Consider the following 20042-nt stretch of genomic DNA (forward strand, 5'->3'; position numbering starts at 1 on the left):
CCGTTCCAGTATCGAACTCGCGCCCGAATCGGTTTTCCCCTTTCTCGGCTCCGCGGACGAAAATCTCCGTGAGCTCGAAGGTCTGCTCGTCGCGGATATCCACGTGCGCGGCAACATGGTCACGCTCACCGGTCCGGCGGCCGATGTGGCGCTGGCCGAGCGGGTCGTCGAGCAACTGGTCGCGCTGACCGGCCGCAACCGGGTGATCACGCCGGAAGCGGTGCGGCATACGGTCTCGATGCTCACCGAGGGCAGTTCCGAAGCGCCCGCCGAGGTGCTCAGCCTGGACATCCTGTCCCGCCGCGGCAAGACGATCCGCCCCAAGACGCTGAACCAGAAGCGGTATGTCGACGCGATCGACGAGAGCACGATCGTCTTCGGTATCGGTCCGGCGGGTACCGGTAAGACCTACCTGGCCATGGCCAAGGCGGTGCAGGCGCTGCAGACCAAGCAGGTCAACCGCATCATCCTCACCCGCCCGGCGGTCGAGGCCGGCGAGCGGCTGGGTTTCCTGCCGGGCACCCTGAACGAGAAGATCGACCCGTATCTGCGCCCGCTCTACGACGCGCTGCACGACATGATGGACCCGGAGGCCATCCCCAAGCTGATGGCGGCCGGCGTGATCGAGGTCGCGCCACTGGCGTATATGCGTGGTCGTGCGCAGCCGCTGTTCACCAAGGTCCTGACGCCGGAAGGTTTCCGGCCGATCGGTGACCTGGAGGTCGGGGACCTGGTGATCGGCTCGGACGGCCGTCCTACACCGGTCCTGGGCGTCTACCCGCAGGGGCCGAAGGAGATCTACCGCGTCCACACCCAGGACGGCGCGTCGACGCTCGCGTCCGCAGATCATCTGTGGTCTGTGTACACCCGCGCCGATCGCCGCCGGAACAAACCACCGCGTGTGCTCGAGACCAGGGAAATGGTCGGGAACCTGCGCGCGGCGCATTATCACCGTTACGAGCTGCCGCTGTTGAGCGAGCCGGTCTGTCTTCCGTCACGTCCGGTGCCGATGGACGCTTATGCGCTCGGGCTCCTGCTCGGCGACGGCTGCCTCACCGGCAGTACGACACCCTCCTTCTCCAGCGAGGACCCCGAGCTGGTCGACATGCTGGTGGAAGCCGTACCGGGGATCGCGGTGCGGCGTACCTCGCGGGTCGATTATGTGTTGAAGCGGGACCGGCAGCCGGGTGAAGTGGTGACCTTGGAGAACCCGATCACCGGAGTCGCTCGCCGGCTCGGGCTCGCGGGCAGCTCGAATACGAAGTTCGTGCCGGAGCTGTATCTCTACAACGACGCGTCGGTGCGGCTGGCTGTGCTCCAGGGTCTGTTGGATTCCGATGGCGGCCCGGTCGTGCAGGAGGGGCGTACCTGCCGTATCCAGTTCACCACCGTCTCGGATCGGCTCCGCGACGATGTGATGTTCCTGGTGCGGTCGCTGGGTGGTGTCGCCTATGCGCGGACCAAACTCGCCGCGGGGCGCAAGCCCGGACGCGGCCGTCCGGTGCTCTACCGGCACAACGCGCACAATGTCGATATTCGGCTGCCCGCCGGGATCGAACCGTTCCGGCTCGCGCGTAAGGCCGCGAAGTACTCGACCGGCGGAGGCAGGCCGATGCGGTTCATCGACCGCATCGAGCCCGCCGGTACCGAGGAAGCGGTCTGCATCCAGGTCGCCGCGCAGGATTCGCTGTACGTGACCGAGGACTTCCTGCTCACCCACAACACGCTCAATGATTCGTTCATCATTCTGGACGAGGCGCAGAACACGACCGCCGAGCAGATGAAGATGTTCCTCACCCGGCTCGGGTTCGGGTCGAAGATCGTGGTGACCGGTGACGTGACCCAGGTGGATCTGCCACACGGCGCCCGGTCCGGTCTGCGGGCGGCCACCGAGATCCTCGGCGATATCGAGGATATCCATTTCGCCCAGCTCACCAGCAGCGATGTGGTGCGGCACCGGTTGGTCTCCGATATCGTCGACGCCTACGAGAAGTTCGAGGCCGAGACCCGCCCGCCGGTGGGACCGCCGCATATGTCGGGGAACCGGGCGCAGCGGCGGGCGGCGGGGCGCACCGCGCGGCGGTGACCCGGCCGTGCGCGAGTGCGAATGGGCCGGGCCCGGCCGCACCCATTAGGCTGACCAGGTGAGTATCGAGATCGCCAACGAGTCGGGTATGGAAGTGCCCGAAGAAGACCTGGTGGGCGTCGCCCGGTTCGTGATCGACCGGATGGACGTGCACCCGGCCGCCGAACTGTCCATGGTGCTGGTGGATCTCGATACCATGGCCGATCTGCATATGCGGTGGATGGACCTGCCCGGCCCCACCGATGTGATGTCGTTCCCGATGGACGAACTCGAACCCGGTGGCCGGCCGGACAGTCCCGAGCCGGGTCCATCGATGCTGGGCGATATCGTGCTGTGTCCGGAATTCGCCCTGGACCAGGCCGCCAAGGCCGGTCATTCCCTCGATCACGAACTCGCCCTGCTCACCGTGCACGGTGTGCTGCATCTGCTCGGTTACGACCATGCGGAACCGGCCGAGGAGAAGGAGATGTTCGCCCTGCAGGGCCGGTTGCTCGAACAGTGGTACGAGGAGTTGCGGGAGGCGCAGCGGCGGGCCGAACTGGCCGCCCGGGACGCCCGTCTGCTGGGCAAGACGGGGTTCGCGGCCCCGGAGGGCGACCGCTCGTGGCCGGGTGACGCGCACGCGTGAACGAGATGACCCTGCTGCTGGTCGCCGTCTTGCTCGCTGCCGTAGGTGGTGTCTTCGCCGCGGTGGACTCGGCCCTGAACACGCTGTCCCCGGCCCGGCTCGACGATATGGCGCGCAGCGACCGTCCCGGGGCGGTACGGCTGGGCCGGATCGTGGACGACCGGCCGCGTTACGTCAACCTGATGGTGCTGTTGCGCATTCTGTGCGAGATCACCGCTACCGTGCTGCTCGCCGCCGCGCTGAGCAGTTTCCTGGACAGCGGGTTGGCGCTGCTGGTGACCGCGGTGGTGATGGTGCTGGTCTCCTATGTGGTGATCGGAGTGGGGCCTCGCACCCTGGGGCGTCAGCACGCGTACAGCATCTCGCTCGCGGCGGGGCTGCCGCTGCAGTTCATCGGCGCCCTGCTCGGCCCGGTGAGCCGGCTGCTGATCCTGATCGGTAACGCGATTACGCCGGGTAAGGGGTTCCGCAACGGCCCGTTCGCGTCGGAGATCGAATTGCGCGAAGTGGTCGATATGGCGCGGGAACGCGGTGTGGTCGCCGACGACGAGCGCCGGATGATCCAGTCGGTGTTCGAACTCGGTGATACCGCCGCGCGTGCGGTGATGGTGCCGCGGACCGAGATGGTGTGGATCGAGGCCGATAAATCGGTGGCGCAGGGGATGTCGCTGGCGGTGCGTAGTGGGCATTCGCGGATTCCGGTGATCGGGGAGAACGTCGACGATATTCTCGGCGTCGTCTATCTGAAGGACCTGGTGCCCTACGCCGACCGCGGGCGCAGTGTCCGGGTGCGCGAGGTCATGCGGGACGCTGTGTTCATGCCCGATTCCAAACCGCTCGACGATCTACTCGACGAGATGCAGCGGCGGCGCAACCATATGGCGCTGCTGGTGGACGAGTACGGCGGTATCGCCGGTCTGGTGACCATCGAGGATGTGCTCGAGGAGATCGTCGGGGAGATCGCCGACGAATACGACACCGACGAGACACCCCCGATCGAGGAGATAGAACCGGGCCGGTTCCGGGTGTCGGCGCGGCTGCCGATCGCCGATCTGGGTGAGCTGTACGGGTTGCCGATCGACGAAGAGGAAGTCGACACCGTGGGCGGGCTGCTCGCGCACGAACTGGGCCGGGTGCCGCTGCCGGGCGCGGAGGTCGTCGCGCACGGGTTGGAGTTGCGCGGTGAGGGCGGCGCCGACGCGCGTGGGCGGGTCCGGGTGCACACCGTGGTGGTGGGCCGGGCGCTCGAGCACAATACGGAGACCGATCCGGGACCGGCGCGGGAGAACCCGTCCGTCCGGCACGACAAGGGAGCAGCCGATGAGTGAACTGGATGCCGAGGACAACAAGTTGCTGGTGCTCGCCCGGGGCGCGCTCGGCCGCACCGGCGGGGCGGCGGGGGCGGCGATCCGTGATACCGACGGGCGCACCTACGCCGCCGGTGAAGTCGGGTTGCAGGCGTTGCGGCTCACGGCCCTGCAGTCCGCGGTCGTGGCCGCGATCTCCAGCGGCGCGGAGGGGTTCGAGGCCGCGGTGGTGATCGGCGGGAAGTTCGCGGATGCCGGGGTGGCCGCGGTCCGCGAGGTGTCCGCCGGAGCGAAGATCATTTTCGCCGATGCCTCGGGCGCGGTGTTCGATATCGCCGAGGGTTACGAGGCGACCGATGCCTGACCCCACCGAGGGTGAGTTCCGTTCCGGTTTCGTCTGTTTCGTCGGTCGGCCCAATACCGGTAAGTCGACGCTGACCAATGCGCTGGTGGGGGCGAAGATCGCGATCACGAGTTCGCGGCCGCAGACCACCCGGCACACCATTCGCGGTATCGTGCACCGCGAGCACACCCAGCTGATCCTGGTCGACACCCCCGGGCTGCATCGCCCCCGGACGTTGCTCGGGCAGCGGCTCAACGATCTGGTGCGCGACACCTACTCCGAGGTGGACGTGATCGCGCTGTGTATTCCCGCGGACGAGAAGATCGGTCCGGGGGACCGCTGGATCGTGCAGCAGGTGCGGCAGATGGCGCCGAAGACGACGCTGCTCGGTGTGGTGACCAAGATCGACAAGGTGAGCAAGGACCAGATAGCGCGCCAACTGATGGCGGTCTCCGAGCTGCTCGGGCCGGAAACCGATGTGGTGCCGGTATCGGCCACCAAGGGGGAGCAGGTCGAGGTCCTGGTGGATGTGATCGCCTCCCGGATGCCGCCGGGGCCGGCGTTCTATCCCGACGGTGAACTCACCGACGAACCCGAGGAAACCCTGATGGCCGAACTCATCAGGGAGGCTGCACTGGAGGGGGTGCGCGACGAACTGCCGCATTCGCTGGCCGTGGTGATCGAGGAGATCCTGCCGCGCGAGGAGAACGAGGGCATGCTCGACGTGCACGCGCTGCTGTATGTGGAGCGGCCGAGCCAGAAGGCGATCATCATCGGCAAGGGGGGTGCCCGGCTCAAAGAGGTCGGGACCAATGCGCGCAAACAGATCGAGCACATTCTCGGCAACCGAATCTATCTGCATTTGCATGTGAAGGTCGCCAAGGACTGGCAGCGCGACCCCAAACAGCTGGGCAAGCTGGGGTTCTGAGGGTCGGTCGGCGTATCGGACCCCCGCTGGTCGAGGTGGATTTCCGGACGGTCGCGGCGGGTTTCGCCGCGCCTCGCGTCGTCCGGCGGCACCGGATCTGCCTGCCTGTCGGCACCCACTCGGGCACGGAACGTTAGCTGAGGTTTAGCTTCTTTGAGTGGCGGAGGTTGGACTAGGCCGATATGCTTCGGCCCGTACCCGAATCCGCCGGGGTGAAACCATTCTGCGTCCGACGATTCGGTAACGGGCACGATGTGGTGCCATATGCGGGCTCGGGTTTGGGTCGGCAGGACCAAGCGCGAGCGGGGGGACCCGACTTATGTACGAATCAGCGCCGGCGACCTCGGCATGGGCGGCGGGCCGCAGACAACTGGTGGCTCCGGCGCTGGCCCTGGGCGTCTCGGTCACGCTGGGCATCGGGCTGCTGGCCGCCGCCATACTGTCGGTCGCGCCGGGGGACCGGATGGTCACCGCCGTCTGGGTTTCGATACCCGTGGTGGCGGCCTGTACCGCCGTCGCCACCGCCGTCTACTTCCGTGGTCTGATCACCGCCGAGCAGCGCCGCGCCGCCGAAGCGCTGGAACTGCTCGCCCGCAGCGAGCAGCGGGCCGCGGTCGCCGAACAGGCGGTGGCGGCGGAGACAGAGGTCAGCGCGACCAGCGAACGCCGCCGGTTGGCGGCCATCGCGGCGCTGGCGAATGCCGCCGGCCGGATGCAGGCCATGACCACCAGCATGCTGGCGAATCTGCAGGAGCTGGAACACCGCTACGCCGATCAGGCGGTACTCACCGATCTGCTCGAAATGGACCATGCCACCGCCCAGGCCGGACGGCTCGCCGACAGTATCGCCATTCTCAGCGGCGCCCGTACCGGCCGGCGCTGGGCCAAACCGATCGTCATGGAACGTATTCTGCGGGCCGCGATCGGCCGGGTCGGCGGCTATCAGCGGGTGCGGCTGCGGGCGATCGTCGACATCGCCATTGCCGGGCACGCGGCCGAGGGCGTGATCCACGCACTGTCCGAACTCGTCGACAATGCCTGCCGGTTCTCCCCGCCCACCACCGAGGTGCATATCTACGCCGCGGAGATCCCGGCCGGCCTGGTGGTGACCATCGAGGACAGCGGCCTGGTGATGAGCGAATCGTCGCTGCAGCGGGCCCAGCTCACCGTTTCCGGCGCCGAGGGGGACGCGGCGGAGGGGCTCTCCTCGCTCAATGGCACCCGGTTCGGTCTCGCGGTCGTGGGGCGGCTGGCGCGTAAACACGGTCTCACCGTCAGCTACCGGCCGTCCGCGATAGGTGGGACCGCGGCGGTCGTGATGATCCCGCGTGAACTCACCGCCCGGATCGAGCCGCCCGCTACCCCGGCTCTGCCGACCGGTCGTTCGGCAGACCAGGCCGGGCTTCCACCGGGTGCCGGGGACGCACTCGATTCCGGTCCGTTCGCCGTGATTCCGGAAACCGGCGCGCGGTACCGGGCCGCACCGGCGGAAACCGCCGCGGCCGCCGCGGACCGTCCCCGGTACAACGACACGAACCAGTCGACGCCGCAGTATGTTTCGGGTCGGCACGGTGTTCCGCAGCACAGTTCCGGCGAATTCCCCGCGGTGGCCGCCGCCGAGACCGAAGCGACCGCCACCACCGTGCTGCCCAAACGGCGCCGGGGCAGCACCCTGGCCGCCGCACATCCGGGGGGTCTGCCCGATCCCGACTCCTTCGAGGGCGCCGCCACGCACGATCCGGCTCCGAAGCGCCGGTCGTCGGCATCGTCGCTGGGAGCCTTCCAGCGGGCGGTCACCGGCCGTGCCGGGAAGGACGGCCGGCCCTTCGGCGGACCGATCCAGTCGCCCGGCAACGGCGCCGCGCGACCGTCCCGGCACTCCATGACAACCGACTGGGAGAACGATCGATGACGATGACATCGGATCCAGCGCAACTGGATTGGCTGTTGCAGCGGCTGCTGAGCGAAACCGCCGGCGCGCGGCACGCGGTGCTGCTGGCCGCGGACGGTATCCAGATGTGCCATACCGCGGGACTTTCCATGGACCAGGCCGACCGGCTCGCCGCGATCGCCTCGGGGGTGCAGGCGCTGGCGGGTAGTGCCTCGGCCGAGTTCGGGAACGGCCGCGGCGGGGTCCGCCAGTCGATGACCGAGTTCTACGGCGGCATCCTGTTCATCGTCGGTGCCGGCGCGGGCGCCCAGATCGCGGTGCTGGCCGACGACGACGCCGACGCCGGACTGGTCGGCGCCCAGATGGCGGCGCTGATCGAGCAGGTCGGGGAGTATCTGTCCGCACCGCCGCGAGGGAGTCGAGCGAGGCTGTTGTGAACCGCCCCGGCCGCGACGACGAACCCGACCGTTTCTACACGCTCACCGGTGGTCGCGCCGCCCCCGCCACCGACGAGTTCGATCCGGTGACCCTGGTGGTCAGTGAATGCGCGCCCGCTCCGGCCATGCAGTACGAACACGCGGCGATCCTGTCCATGTGCCTGCAACCCACCGCGGTGGTGGAGATCGCGGCCGAACTGCGGCTGCCGATCGGTATCGCGACGGTTCTGGTCGCGGACCTGCTGGATGCGGGCAAGGTCACCGTTCGCCATCCCGAAATCGATACGGGCCCTTACGGTGACACGTTCGATATCCACATGCTCGAGAAGGTGCTAGTTGGACTCCGTAGCCTATGACGACCGCCCCACGCGCGCCCGGGCGCCACTGAGCAGTTCGGTGCGGCACGCCCTGAAGATCGTCGTCGTCGGCGGCTTCGGGGTCGGTAAGACGACCATGGTCCGCGCGGTGAGCGAGATCCAGCCGCTGGACACCGAGGCGGTGATGACCAACGCCGGTATCGGAGTGGACGATCTGTCCGGGGTGACCGGCAAATCGACCACCACCGTCGCCTTCGATTTCGGCCGGATCAGCCTCGCCGACGAATATGTGCTGTACGTGTTCGGCGCGCCCGGTCAGGAACGGTTCTGGTTCCTGTGGGACCGGTTGTTCACCGGGGCCCTGGGTGCGGTGGTGCTCGTCGATCCGCGCCGGATCAGTGATTCCTGGTACGCGATCGACCGGCTGGAATACCAGGGCACCCCATTCGTGGTGGCCTGCAACTCCTTCGAACCGATCCCGCCGGCGCTGGACGAGGTCCGCGACGCGCTCGATCTCGATCCGCACGTGCCGATGTTCGCCTGTGACGCGCGCTCGCGGGCGTCCGGCAAACAGGTGCTGATCGGTCTCGTCGAACACCTCATCGAGCGGCAGGCCCCACCCGCGCCGACAGCGGAGGTCCGAGCGTGACCCGTCCGGCCTACAACACCGGGATATCGCCGGGCGGTTGCCCGGTCGGCCCGAGCGGGGCGGTCACGCTGGACGGTCCCGGTTTCCACTCCGACCCCGCTCTCCTCTACACCCGGATGCGGTCCGAGTTCGGACCGGTCGTCCCGGTGGAGCTCATCGGCGGTATCCCGGCGTGGCTGGTGATCGGCTATCGGGAACTGCACCAGGTGACCACGGACGGGTTGCTGTTCCCGCGGGATTCGAGCCTGTGGAACCAGTGGTCGGTGATTCCTCCGGATTGGCCGCTGCTGCCCATGGTCGGCCGGCCACAGCCCGGCATCTATTTCACCGCCGGTGCCACGCACGCCCGGCATGTGAGCCTGGTCGAACCGGCCCTGGAATCGGTGGACCCGTTCGCGTTGCGTACCGCCTGTGAACAACTCGCCGACGGGCTGATCGACCGGTTCTGCGGCCGCGGGTACGCGGACGTGGTCACCGAATTCGCCGAGCTGCTCCCGGTGCTGACGCTGGCGTGGATCATGGGCGTGTCGGAATCGGACGGCCCGTATCTGGCGCAGACCATGCAGACGCTGTGCGACGGCGGTCCGGAAGCGCCCGCCGCCTACCAGCGGTTCGTCGAGTACATGCAGAAGCTGCTGGCGCAGAAGAAGGCCGCGCCCGGGCAGGATCTGGTGTCGCGGATGCTGGCGCATCCCGCACCGTTCGCCGACGAGGAATATGTGCTGAACATGCAGTCGGTGATGGCCGCCGGCCATCTGCCGACCGCCGACTGGATCGGTAACTCCATCCGCCTCATGCTCGTCGACGACCGGTTCGCCGCCGCGTTCGGCGCCGCCCGGCGCAGTATCGGCCAGGCGATGACCGAGGTGTTGTGGGAGGACACCCCCACCCAGATCCTGGCCGGTCGTTGGGTTTCGCGTGATGCCCGGCTCGGTGAAGCCCTGGTGCGCCGCGGCGATATGTTGCTGCTCGGTCTGGCCGCCGCGAACGCCGATCCGCATATCCGCCAGTATTCCGGTGATGGCGCCGAACCCGCCCATTCCGGCAATGCCGCACATTTCGCCTTCGGCCACGGCGAATACCGCTGCCCGTATCCGGCGCAGCAGATCGCCGAGATCATCGCGCGGACCGGGATCGAGGTGCTGCTCGACCGGCTGCCCGACCTCGACCTCTCGGTTCCGGCCGCGGCCCTGGTCCGCCGGCCCTCGCCGTTTCTGCGCGGGTTCACCGCGCTCCCGGTCGAATTCACACCCGTTCCCGCCGTTGGAGGTGGCTCGTGAGCCAGCAATGCCCGCACACCGCGGCCCTGACCATCGATCCGATGGTCGCCGATCTCGCGGGGGAGACTCGCACCCTGACCGAGGGTCCGGCACTCACCAGGATCGAACTGCTCGGTGCGCCCGCCTGGACCGTCACCCGGCACAATCTGGCCCGGCAACTGCTCACCGACACCCGCCTGGTGAAGGATCACACGCACTGGAATCTGTGGCAGTCCGGCGCGGTGACCCGGGAGTGGCCGTTGATCGGCATGATCGACGCCGGACGTTCCATGTTCACCGTGGACGGCGCCGAACACCGCCGACTGCGGATCAAGACCACCCGGGCCCTGGCACCGCGCCGGCTGGGTGAGCTGCGACCGAAGATCGAACAGTTCACCGCCGAACTCCTCGACGACCTGGCCGCCGCGGGCGCCGGAAATGAGGTGGTCGATCTCAAGCAGATTTTCGCCTATCCGCTGCCGATGCGGGTGGTCAGCGAGCTGATGGGGGTGCCGCGCTCGGATCACACCATGCTGCTGGAGTCGTACAAGGCGTTCTTCTCACTGCTGACCCCGCACGAGGAGCGGATGCGGGTCTTCGCCGAACTCGACGACTACTACACCGGTCTGATCAAGGAGAAAACCGTCCGGCCCGCCGACGACCTGACCTCGGACTTCATCCACGACGTCGCCGAGGGCGAAACCCCGCTCACCGAGGCGGAGGTGCACGGCAACCTGAAGGCCCTCGTGGCCGCCGGACACGAGACCACGGTCAGCCTGATCATCACCACCGTCCGCGCCCTACTCGGTCATCCCGAACAACTGGCAGCGATCCGGTCCGGTGACCGCACCTGGGCGGAGGCGATCGAGGAAACCCTGCGCTGGGACGGTCCGGTGATCCATCTGCTGATGCGTTTCGCTACCGAGGACATCACCGTCGACGATTTCACCATCGCCAAGGGCGACGGCGTCGTCATGTCCTATCGCGCGATCGGCCGGGACCGGTCGCTGCACGGCGCGGACGCCGACACCTACGACATCACCCGCCCCACCGCCAACCGCAATATCTCCTTCGGCTACGGCCCGCACATCTGCCCCGGCGCGGCGCTGGCCCGGCTCGAGGCGTCCATCGCCGTGCCCGCCCTGTTCGACCGGTTCCCGGATCTGCAGTGCGCCATGCCGCTCAGCGAGATCGGCAACCTGCCCGTTCTCACGCAGAACGATCCGGCGGCGTTCCCCATTCGGCTGGGGAACTAGAACGCCGGTCGGGCGCCATCGGGCCTTGATACCGGATCCGGTCGACTGTCGAGCGGACTACGCGAGGTCGCGATGCGGCTCGGTCAGGTATTCGTGGTCCGGTGGAGCGCGTCGAGCAGATGTCGCAGGGCCGGCCCCGGTGGTCGGGGCACGACGGCGAGCGATGTCGTCACCGACAGATCGGTGAGGGGCCGGATCGCAATCCGGTGGACGGTCGGCAGCGCGGCCACCTCGTAGAAGACCGTCCACGACGGTGGGCCGACAGCGATATCGGCGAGGGTTTGCTGGAGCGTGGTGAACGGCGGGCCCACGGGTGGGTCGATCCCCGCGGCCCCGCACGCTTCGGTGACCAGATCGTGAAAAGGCGGGTTGGCCTCCCGGGCAGCCAGGCGCAGCGGGAGGTGCCCGAGCCGGTCGAGCCGCAGCCGGGACGAGTCGGCGAGCGGGTGGTCGGCCGGGAGCGCGACGTACAGCGGATCGGTCCATACCTCGAGCGCTTCGAGGCCGGCCGAGGGGCGTAGGGCGCGCACCAGCGCGGCGTCCAATTCCCCGGACCGCACCGCGGCGAGTCGTTCGGCCGGTGCCAGTCGCCGGGGCCGGACCTGCAGTCGCGGCGCGATCACAGCCAGTGTGTTCAACGCGCGATACAGTCGATCACCCGGTACGTGCACGCATTCGGCGCCGCACCGGGATCGCCGGTCGACCTGCTCATCGTCCTCACCCCCGGTGTCCAGCGGTTCGAGTACTTCCGTCAGCTCGGCCGGATCCGGCGCGGACACGCGGACTTCGACAGCCTGCTACCGGAACAACAGCGCTACGACGTCCACTTCCTGCCCGCGACGACCTGGCGCCACCCGGCTACGCAGGCGCGTTCCGAGTCCGCATAGCCGGGTGGCACCGGGCTCACGGCGTGGGTGCGGTCGAGCGGGGCGGCTCGAGGCGGCGAGGCCGGACACGTGCAAGACTGGTCGCGTGCGTTTGTACCGTGACCATGCCGTCGTGCTGCGCCAGCACAAGCTGGGCGAGGCCGACCGGATCGTCACGCTCCTCACTCGGCAGTACGGTCTCGTGCGCGCCGTGGCCAAAGGGGTGCGCCGCACCAAATCGAAATTCGGGGCCCGGCTCGAGCCGTTCGCCTACATCGACGTGCAGCTGCATCCCGGTCGCAGCCTCGATATCGTGACCCAGGTCCACACCGTCGAAGCCAACGCGTCCGCCATCATCGCCGACTACGGCCGATATACCACCGCCTGTGCCGTACTGGAGACCGCCGAACGACTGGCCGGCGAAGAGCGCGCCCCCGTTCCCCGCCTGCACACCCTCACCGCGGGTGCCCTGCGCGCGATCGCCGAAGGGCAGCGCCCGCACGAACTGGTCCTCGACGCCTTCCTGCTGCGTGCCATGGACTACGCCGGCTGGGCCCCCGCCGTCGACGAATGCGCCCGCTGCGCCACCCCCGGCCCGCATCGCGCGTTCCATGTGGGCGCCGGCGGAGCGGTCTGCGTCCACTGCCGCCCGCCCGGCGCCGTCACCCCCGCCCCCGCGGTCTTCGACCATCTGCTGGCACTGCGCCACGGTCGCTGGGACCGCGTCGAGGCGATCCCCGAATCGGGCCGCCGGCAGGCCAGCGGACTCATCGCGGCCCACCTGCAATGGCATCTGGAACACAAACTGCGCACCCTCCCGCTGGTGGAACGCAGCGGTAGCGCACGCCGCATCGGAAATACCGACGAAGAACTGCGCATGGTAGATCAGGTCGCCGGTGCGGCGGGCCCAGGGTAGTGGTGAATCGCCCGGCTCGCTCCGAAGAGGCCACGCACTCGTCGAGGAAACCGCTGCCTCACCCTCGAGAGCCGACATGCGGACCCGGAGATCGACCCCGACGTAAACGCATGGGTCGAGTTCTGCGAGGCACTTCAAAGGGTTGAGGCCAGTCTCGCCGTTCAGGCCTCGAAGCGCACGCGATGTGCGGTGGGCCATCCGTAGAGTGCGACCATCGAGCACCTTAGGCCAAGGTTCGAGGCCTGAACGGCGAGGCACTGGGGGCCTCGACCCCGCGCGCCAGCGCGCCATAAACACAGCTAGTCTTTGGACGTGATCCTGCGTCGTGACACCACCGGTTCGGACGTGCCCGCGTCCGATACCGTCCGTACCATCCGACCGCCGTCACCGCACCCTTCCGGGGCCCGCCCGCCGGAGATTCCCGCGGAGCTGGTCCCCAGGCATGTCGCGCTGGTGATGGACGGTAACGGGCGCTGGGCGCAGGAGCGTGGGTTGCCGCGTACCGCGGGCCACGAAAAGGGCGAGGCCGTGCTCATGGACACCGTCGAGGGTTGTATCGAGATCGGTGTGAAGTGGTTGTCGGCGTATGCGTTCTCCACCGAGAACTGGCGGCGTAGCCCCGACGAGGTGCGGTTTCTCATGGGGTTCAACCGGGATGTGATCCGGCGACGGCGCGACGAGATGCATGAGATGGGGGTGCGGGTGCGCTGGGCGGGGCGGCGGCCGCGGCTGTGGCGCAGTGTGATCCGCGAGTTGGAGACGGCGCAGGAGCTGACCAAGGACAACACCGTGATGACCTTGACCATGTGCGTCAACTACGGCGGCCGGGCCGAGATCGCGGATGCGGCACGGGAGATCGCGCTCCGGGTGGCGGCCGGGGAGATCGATCCGGAGAAGGTCGGTGAGGATACGATCGCCCGGTTCCTGGACGAGCCGGAGATGCCGGATGTGGATCTGTTCCTGCGGCCGTCGGGGGAGTTCCGTAGTTCGAATTTCCTGATCTGGCAGTCGGCGTACGCCGAGTTCGTCTATCAGGCGACCTTGTTCCCGGATTTCGATCGGCGCAATCTGTGGGAAGCCTGTCTCGAGTACGCGCGGCGGGATCGCCGGTTCGGAGGTACCAAATGAGCGGCGAGGCCGAATCGGGTGCGCTGGCACCGGATCTGGAGTTGCAGGCCCGGGCGGGTGCCGGACTGGGGCTCTACGATATCGACGTCCGGGTCGACAACGACGGTTCCCTGCGTTTCGATTTCCAGGGAGCGTTGTGTTCGCTGAGCGCGTTCACATTGACGCCGGGCCTGGATGTGCTGTCGCTGACGTGTGTGCTGGCCTGGGACCGGCCGCTCAAACCGCAGTTGCACAAGCGGGTGGCCGAACGGAACGCGTCGTTGCAGTTCGGTTCGATCGCGCTGATCGCGCACGACAAGCTCGCCGATGTGATCCTGCGCTACACCTTCCCGGCGGCCGGCCTGGACGATATGGCGTTGACGACGATGTTGCTGCTGGTGCTCGGTGGCGCCGGGGAAGCGCGCAAAGGTCTACTACCCTGACGGTGATCAGGCCGGGTCGGCGGCTGCCGTGGAACCGGCCGCCGACCGGGGGCGGCGGCTTTCCGGATCGCCGTACGGGAACAGGATGTCCACACCGCGCAGGTACTGGTCCCGGACGAGATCTCCGAGCAGCAGATTTTGGAGCACGTATCCGGGGAGTAGCCCGAATAGCGCGGCGGCGACCGCGTCCACGTCGGCATCCGGCGGTAGCCATCCGGCCGCGCGCATCCGTTCGGCGTATTCGTGCCACATTCCCCGGATGCCCGCCAGCGTCCGGCGCACGGGTGCGGCTGCCTCTTCGTCGATGAGGGCCAGTGACCAGGCCTGCGGCGCCAGCCGTATCCGGCCCTCCGGGCCGCTCTGGGTGTCGATCCATTCCGTCATCCGCGCGATCAGTTCGGCCGGGGTGGGGAGCGGGTCGCTCTGGATGACGGCCGTCATCTGCGCGCGGATATCCCCGGCGGCGGTCGAGGCGAGCGCGATGACGAGTTCGTCCTTGCTCTTGAAATAGCGGTAGACAGCACCCGCGGACAGTCCCGATTCGGTGAAGACGTCCTGCATGGAGCTCTGGTGGAAGCCCTTGCGGACGAAGCAGATACGGGCGGCGTCCAGGATCTGTTGCCGGCGGCGTTCCAGGTGTTCGTCACTGACTCGGGGCATACGTCCAAACTAAAACGAATGTTCGTTCTTGACAAGGTATGCGGGTGATGGGACCGTGAGTGCATCTAAAAAAACGAGCCTTCGATTTTCTGGGGAGAACGTCATGAACGTCATCCAGCGCGCCGTGGCACTCGGGGTGGGCACGGCCCTGCTGCAAGCGTTGATGCTGATCGCTTTCGCGTGGCCGGCGACGAATATCGCGCCCCGGGAGCTACCGCTCGCCGTCGCCGGTCCGCAGGCCGCGATGGTCGAGGCCCGGCTGACCGGCCAGAATCCCGGCGCGTTCGAACTGACGGTCGTGCCCGACGAAGCGGCGGCGCGTGCGGCCATCGGCGACCGCGAGGTCTACGGCGCGATCGTGACCGGGGGTGGCGCGCCGCGGGTGCTGGTAGCCTCCGGCGCGGCCCCCGCGGTCGCCCAGCAGCTCGCCCAGATCGGCCAGCAGATGTCCGGCGCGCCGGCCGCGCCGGTGGACGATGTCGTCCCCGCCGACCCCGACGATCCGCGCGGAGCGGGTTTCGGTGCTATGGCGCTCCCGCTGGTCATGGCCGGTATCGCGGGCGGTGTGCTGCTGACTCTGCTGGTGCCTGCTGCCGGCGGCCGTGCACTCGGGGCGCTCGTATTCGGTATCGCCGGTGGTCTGCTGAGCATGCTCGTCACCCAGACCTGGCTGTCCATCGTTCCCGGTAACTATCTCGCGCTGTCGGTGGTGGCCGGGCTGGTCTCCTTCGCGGTCGCCGGTACAGTCGCCGGGCTGGCCACCGTGATCGGCCGGGCGGGTATCGGTATCGCCGCCCTGACCATGCTGCTCATCGGCAACCCGTTCTCCGCCGCCACCGCCGCTCCGGAACTGCTGCCGCAACCGTGGGGCGCGATCGGGCAGTTGCTGCCCCCGGGCGCCGCGGCATCACTGCTCCGCTCGGTGGCGTTCTTCGACGGAGCGGGCGCGCAGCGGCCGCTGCTGGTGCTGCTGGCGTGGGCCGGGTTCGCCCTTGTGCTGTTCGGTATCGGGGTGATCCGCGATCGTGTCCGGGTCGAGCCGGTGCCAACGGCCGAACCGGCGCCGGTGCCGGTCACCGCGTGAGCCGCGAACGGGATACGTCGAAGGCCGCTACCACTCGGTGGTAGCGGCCTTCGACGTGGTTCGGAGGTGCTCCGGGATGCTAGCCCCGGCCGGCCGCGGAGCAGGAGTGGCAGGTACCGAAGATCTCCAGCGTATGGCTGACTTCGGTGAACCCGTGGCTGGAGGCGGTGCTGGCCGCCCACGCCTCCACGGTCGGACCGGCGACCTCGACCGTGCGGCCGCAATGGCGGCACACCAGATGGTGGTGATGACCGGTCGAGCACTGCCGGTAGACCGATTCGCCGTTGTCGGTGCGCAGCACATCGACCATGCCGGCGTCGGCCAGTGACTGCAGTGTGCGGTAGACGGTGGTCAGTCCGATCCCCTCGCCGCGCCGGCGTAGCTCGTCGTGTAGCTCCTGAGCCGACCGGAACCTGTCGATATCCTCCAGTAGCGAGGCGATCGCGTTGCGTTGCCGCGTGGTGCGAACACCGACTGCTCTCTGTGTGGCGGTCCCTTTGTCGGTGACCAGGTTCTCGGACACGAATTACCCTTCTTCTTCGGCGTGCGCTACTGCGTCGACCACAATATGCGCCAGATGGTCGTCGACGAGTTCGTAGAGGACCTCCCGGCCCGATCGCTCACCATGTACCACCCCGGCCGATTTGAGAATCCGCAAATGTTGGCTGACCAGCGGTTGTGTAACGCCGAGGGCATCCACCAGCTCATGCACACAGCGCGGCGACTCCCGCAGTTGTAGCACGATGGCGATGCGGACGGGTGCCGCGAGTGCGCGCAGCAGTTCTCCCGCGTTCTCCAGCACGGTCCGGGTGGGTATGGGGACCGGCGCGGGGGAGCGGTAGGGATTGTGCTGCCCGGCGGCGGCAGTGTCGGTTGTCATCGTCCACTCCTTATTGGAAACCGGTCCCATTTTGATATGCATGGGTATGCATGTCAAATATCCATGCCGATGCGCACGCGAATCGTGCTCGCACGGGCCCGCCGACAGTACTGCGGGCGCGGGCAGGCTGCGGCTGGGCCCGGCCCATGGGCACCTACTAGGCTGTACCCGATCAGCCGCGCACGGCAGAGCAGCTACCGTGGGCAACTGCGATCACGTAGCCCGATCCGGGCAGCGTAACTACTGGCGATTCGTAGTGGATGGAGAATTCTCGCGTGGCACCCAAGTCGAAGGTGGACACCGTTGCCAACCTCGCCAAGCGCCGGGGTCTGGTGTACCCGTGCGGTGAGATCTACGGCGGTACCAAATCGGCGTGGGACTACGGTCCGCTGGGCGTCGAACTCAAGGAGAACATCAAGAAACAGTGGTGGCGCTCCATGGTCACCGCTCGCGAGGACGTGGTCGGCCTCGACTCGTCGGTGATCCTGCCGCGCCAGGTCTGGGTGGCCTCCGGCCACGTCGAGACCTTCTCCGATCCGCTGGTCGAGTCCCTGCACACCCACAAGCGCTACCGGGCCGACCATCTACTCGAGGCCTACGAAGCCAAACACGGCCACCCCCCGGCCAACGGACTCGCCGATATCAACGACCCGGAAACCGGCCAGCCCGGCAGCTGGACCGAGCCGAAGAACTTCTCCGGCCTGCTGAAAACCTTCCTGGGCCCGGTGGACGACGAAGAGGGCCTGCACTACCTGCGCCCGGAGACCGCACAGGGCATCTTCGTGAACTTCGCGAACGTGATGACCACCGCGCGCAAGAAGCCGCCGTTCGGTATCGCCCAGATCGGCAAGAGCTTCCGCAACGAGATCACCCCCGGTAACTTCATCTTCCGCACCCGCGAGTTCGAGCAGATGGAGATGGAGTTCTTCGTCAAGCCCGGCGAAGACGCCGAATGGCACAAGTACTGGATCGACACCCGCTTCTCCTGGTACACCGACCTCGGTATCGACCCGGAGAACCTGCGCCTGTACGAGCACCCGAAAGAGAAGCTCTCGCACTACTCGGCCGGCACCACCGATATCGAGTACCGCTTCGGTTTCCAAGGCGGTGAATGGGGTGAGCTGGAAGGTATCGCCAACCGCACCGATTACGACCTGTCCACGCACGCCAAGCACTCCGGCGCGGAACTGAGCTATTACGACCAGACCACCGAGGAACGTTACGTCCCCTATGTGATCGAGCCGGCCGCCGGTCTCACCCGGTCGCTGATGGCGTTCCTCGTCGACGCCTACGCCGAGGACCAGGCCCCGAACGCCAAGGGCGGCGTGGACACCCGCACGGTATTGCGCCTGGATCGCCGTCTCTCGCCGGTGAAGGCCGCGGTGCTGCCGCTGTCGCGCAACGCCGACCTCACCCCCAAGGCCAAGGATCTCGCCGCCCGGCTGCGCCGGAACTGGAACGTCGAGTTCGACGACGCCGGCGCCATCGGCCGCCGCTACCGCCGCCAGGACGAGATCGGTACCCCGTTCTGCATTACCGTCGATTTCGACACCCTCGACGACCAAGCGGTCACGGTGCGTGAACGCGACACCATGGCACAGGAGCGGATCGCCCTGGACCAGGTCGAGGGCTACCTGGCGCAGCGCCTGCTCGGCTGCTGACCGCGCTCCTTCCGCTCCGCGCCCCTACCGCCGCCCCGATCGGGGTAACTCCTGGGCGGGAGCGGAAGGCCTCGGGTACCGCGCGAGCAGCCGGGAGTCGGCCGGAAACCCGTCCGGGTCCTCGCCAGTGCCCCGTCCAGATAGGTTGCGCTGGTAATCCGGGTGTCGGTTTGAGCTGTTGCTTGTCGTCGGTGATGCTGCTGTTGGAGGTGGTGTCGATGGCCCGGAAACCGGAAGTGTTCGTGCGGGAGGTGTCCCCGGATGAGGGACGCAGATTGCAGAAGATCACCAAGTCGAGCCGGCAGCCGATCAGGACTCGTCGCGCGATCGTGGTGATGGCCTCGGCGCAGCATCAACCGGTGCCGGCGATAGCGCGGTTGATGCAGGTCTCGGAAGCCTATGTGCGCCAGGTGATCCACGATTTCAACGAACGGGGGTTCGACGCGTTGGACCCAAAATGGAGTGGGGGCAGGCCGAGCAAGGTGGATCGGGCGACGCGTGAACCCATCGCCTGCATCGCCCGGTGCTGCCCCCGCAAGTTCGGTCGGCCGTTCTCGACGTGGAGCCTGTCGAAACTTCGAGACTGGCTTGCCACCAGCAAGATCGCTGATATCAGCCGTGAAACACTGCGCACGATCCTGCGGGCCCAGGGGGTGTCGTGGCAGGCCACCAAGACCTGGAAGGGCGGTACCGACCCCGACTTCACCGCCAAGATGAACCGGATCCTCGATCTCTACGATCACCCGCCCGCCGACGGACGTGTGGTCTGTGTCGACGAGTTCGGTCCGTTGAACTTGCAACCCCGCCCGGGACGTGGCTGGTTCCCGGCCCGCAAACCCCGCCGGTTGCGGGCGACCTACCATCGCGACCACGGGGTGCGGCACCTGCTCGGCGCGTTGGACCTGGCCACCGGCCGTATTCACTACCGGATCCGGGACCGGAAACGATGGATCGAGTTCCTGGCGTTTTTGAAGACCCTGCGGGCTCGTTGGCCGGGCGAGAAGCTTTATGTCATCGTCGACAACTTCTCCCCGCACAAGCGGGTCGAGGTCAGGGCCTGGGCTGCGGCCAACAATGTGGAGCTGGTGTTCCTACCGACCTATTCGTCGTGGCTGAACTGGATCGAATCGGAGTTCGCCGCGTTGCGGTACTTCGCTCTCAACGGCACCGACCACCGCAGCCACACCGAGCAAGACGCTGCGATCGGCGCCTACATCCGCTGGCACAATCAACACGCCCGACCCAAACGAGACTTCGCAGTCAACTCACCAATCCGCCGCCCGGATTACCTACCCAACGTTGCCTGACAAGGCACTAGCATCGG

The 20042-nt window shown here is 67.6% G+C and carries 22 protein-coding genes; 18 read left to right on the forward strand and 4 right to left on the reverse strand.

Annotated features, from left to right (window positions below):
- Positions 1–10 precede the first annotated feature (10 nt).
- The 11 genes from ACQPYS_RS06455 to ACQPYS_RS06505 all read left to right on the forward strand — a co-directional run bounded on the left by ACQPYS_RS06455 (position 11) and on the right by ACQPYS_RS06505 (position 11101).
- Positions 11–2086, forward strand: coding sequence for a PhoH family protein (locus tag ACQPYS_RS06455; RefSeq protein WP_433492982.1), 2076 nt, complete (start codon positions 11–13; stop codon positions 2084–2086).
- Between the two features lie 58 nt (positions 2087–2144).
- Positions 2145–2714 carry an rRNA maturation RNase YbeY gene (gene ybeY, locus ACQPYS_RS06460; protein ID WP_030523158.1) on the forward strand — a complete coding sequence of 190 codons (570 nt, stop codon included), beginning with the start codon at positions 2145–2147 and terminating at the stop codon, positions 2712–2714.
- 5 nt (positions 2715–2719) lie between these two features.
- Positions 2720–4042: a hemolysin family protein gene (locus tag ACQPYS_RS06465; protein ID WP_433492983.1), complete on the forward strand. Its 1323-nt coding sequence runs from the start codon at positions 2720–2722 to the stop codon at positions 4040–4042.
- Positions 4035–4385 (forward strand): cytidine deaminase, encoded by a 351-nt coding sequence (locus ACQPYS_RS06470; protein ID WP_433491971.1) that lies wholly within the window; start codon positions 4035–4037, stop codon positions 4383–4385. The genes ACQPYS_RS06465 and ACQPYS_RS06470 overlap by 8 nt, the downstream gene beginning before the upstream one ends.
- Positions 4378–5292: a GTPase Era gene (era, locus tag ACQPYS_RS06475; protein WP_433491972.1), complete on the forward strand. Its 915-nt coding sequence runs from the start codon at positions 4378–4380 to the stop codon at positions 5290–5292. Before ACQPYS_RS06470 ends, era begins: the two co-directional genes overlap by 8 nt.
- Positions 5293–5611: 319 nt before the next feature.
- On the forward strand, positions 5612–7204 hold the full coding sequence (locus ACQPYS_RS06480) for a sensor histidine kinase (protein ID WP_433491973.1): 1593 nt from the start codon (positions 5612–5614) through the stop codon (positions 7202–7204).
- 2 nt (positions 7205–7206) lie between these two features.
- Positions 7207–7620 carry a roadblock/LC7 domain-containing protein gene (locus tag ACQPYS_RS06485; protein ID WP_030523153.1) on the forward strand — a complete coding sequence of 138 codons (414 nt, stop codon included), beginning with the start codon at positions 7207–7209 and terminating at the stop codon, positions 7618–7620.
- Positions 7617–7976, forward strand: coding sequence for a DUF742 domain-containing protein (locus ACQPYS_RS06490; protein WP_063037835.1), 360 nt, complete (start codon positions 7617–7619; stop codon positions 7974–7976). The genes ACQPYS_RS06485 and ACQPYS_RS06490 overlap by 4 nt, the downstream gene beginning before the upstream one ends.
- Entirely contained in the window at positions 7957–8586 is a 630-nt protein-coding gene (locus ACQPYS_RS06495; protein ID WP_431938723.1) for a GTP-binding protein, read from the forward strand. Before ACQPYS_RS06490 ends, ACQPYS_RS06495 begins: the two co-directional genes overlap by 20 nt.
- A complete protein-coding gene (locus ACQPYS_RS06500) occupies positions 8583–9866 on the forward strand; it encodes a cytochrome P450 (protein ID WP_433491974.1) in 1284 nt (427 codons plus the stop codon). The genes ACQPYS_RS06495 and ACQPYS_RS06500 overlap by 4 nt, the downstream gene beginning before the upstream one ends.
- Positions 9863–11101, forward strand: coding sequence for a cytochrome P450 family protein (locus tag ACQPYS_RS06505; protein ID WP_433491975.1), 1239 nt, complete (start codon positions 9863–9865; stop codon positions 11099–11101). The genes ACQPYS_RS06500 and ACQPYS_RS06505 overlap by 4 nt, the downstream gene beginning before the upstream one ends.
- An 83-nt stretch (positions 11102–11184) precedes the next feature.
- Here ACQPYS_RS06505 and ACQPYS_RS06510 read toward each other — a convergent pair whose 3' ends face one another.
- Positions 11185–11772, reverse strand: coding sequence for a LysR family substrate-binding domain-containing protein (locus tag ACQPYS_RS06510; RefSeq protein ID WP_433491976.1), 588 nt, complete (start codon positions 11770–11772; stop codon positions 11185–11187).
- Between ACQPYS_RS06510 and ACQPYS_RS06515 the strand changes: the two genes are divergently transcribed.
- From ACQPYS_RS06515 to ACQPYS_RS06530, 4 genes are all read left to right on the forward strand, one after another.
- Positions 11767–11988 (forward strand): hypothetical protein, encoded by a 222-nt coding sequence (locus ACQPYS_RS06515; protein WP_433491977.1) that lies wholly within the window; start codon positions 11767–11769, stop codon positions 11986–11988. The genes ACQPYS_RS06510 and ACQPYS_RS06515 overlap by 6 nt on opposite strands.
- An 85-nt stretch (positions 11989–12073) precedes the next feature.
- Positions 12074–12883 carry a DNA repair protein RecO gene (recO, locus tag ACQPYS_RS06520; protein ID WP_433491978.1) on the forward strand — a complete coding sequence of 270 codons (810 nt, stop codon included), beginning with the start codon at positions 12074–12076 and terminating at the stop codon, positions 12881–12883.
- 312 nt (positions 12884–13195) lie between these two features.
- Positions 13196–14011 (forward strand): isoprenyl transferase, encoded by an 816-nt coding sequence (locus tag ACQPYS_RS06525; protein WP_174551710.1) that lies wholly within the window; start codon positions 13196–13198, stop codon positions 14009–14011.
- Positions 14008–14433 (forward strand): hypothetical protein, encoded by a 426-nt coding sequence (locus ACQPYS_RS06530; RefSeq protein WP_030523144.1) that lies wholly within the window; start codon positions 14008–14010, stop codon positions 14431–14433. The genes ACQPYS_RS06525 and ACQPYS_RS06530 overlap by 4 nt, the downstream gene beginning before the upstream one ends.
- 6 nt (positions 14434–14439) lie before the next feature.
- On the opposite strand, the gene ACQPYS_RS06535 is transcribed toward ACQPYS_RS06530, so the two are convergent.
- Entirely contained in the window at positions 14440–15093 is a 654-nt protein-coding gene (locus ACQPYS_RS06535; protein ID WP_063037821.1) for a TetR/AcrR family transcriptional regulator, read from the reverse strand.
- Positions 15094–15196: 103 nt separating this feature from the next.
- On the opposite strand from ACQPYS_RS06535, the gene ACQPYS_RS06540 reads away from it, so the two are divergent.
- Complete coding sequence (locus tag ACQPYS_RS06540; RefSeq protein WP_433491979.1) at positions 15197–16177, forward strand: hypothetical protein; 981 nt, start codon at positions 15197–15199, stop codon at positions 16175–16177.
- Between the two features lie 79 nt (positions 16178–16256).
- On the opposite strand, the gene ACQPYS_RS06545 is transcribed toward ACQPYS_RS06540, so the two are convergent.
- A complete protein-coding gene (locus tag ACQPYS_RS06545) occupies positions 16257–16700 on the reverse strand; it encodes a Fur family transcriptional regulator (protein ID WP_245664635.1) in 444 nt (147 codons plus the stop codon).
- Between the two features lie 3 nt (positions 16701–16703).
- Positions 16704–17057 carry an ArsR/SmtB family transcription factor gene (locus tag ACQPYS_RS06550; protein WP_030523140.1) on the reverse strand — a complete coding sequence of 118 codons (354 nt, stop codon included), beginning with the start codon at positions 17055–17057 and terminating at the stop codon, positions 16704–16706.
- 275 nt (positions 17058–17332) lie between these two features.
- On the opposite strand from ACQPYS_RS06550, the gene ACQPYS_RS06555 reads away from it, so the two are divergent.
- Positions 17333–18718 (forward strand): glycine--tRNA ligase, encoded by a 1386-nt coding sequence (locus ACQPYS_RS06555; protein WP_063037989.1) that lies wholly within the window; start codon positions 17333–17335, stop codon positions 18716–18718.
- A 194-nt stretch (positions 18719–18912) separates the two neighbouring features.
- A complete protein-coding gene (locus tag ACQPYS_RS06560; RefSeq protein WP_433492984.1) occupies positions 18913–20025 on the forward strand; it encodes an IS630 family transposase in 1113 nt (370 codons plus the stop codon).
- Positions 20026–20042 lie beyond the last annotated feature (17 nt).

It is taken from the genome of Nocardia grenadensis (genome assembly GCF_050942415.1).
GTDB lineage: Bacteria > Actinomycetota > Actinomycetes > Mycobacteriales > Mycobacteriaceae > Nocardia > Nocardia grenadensis.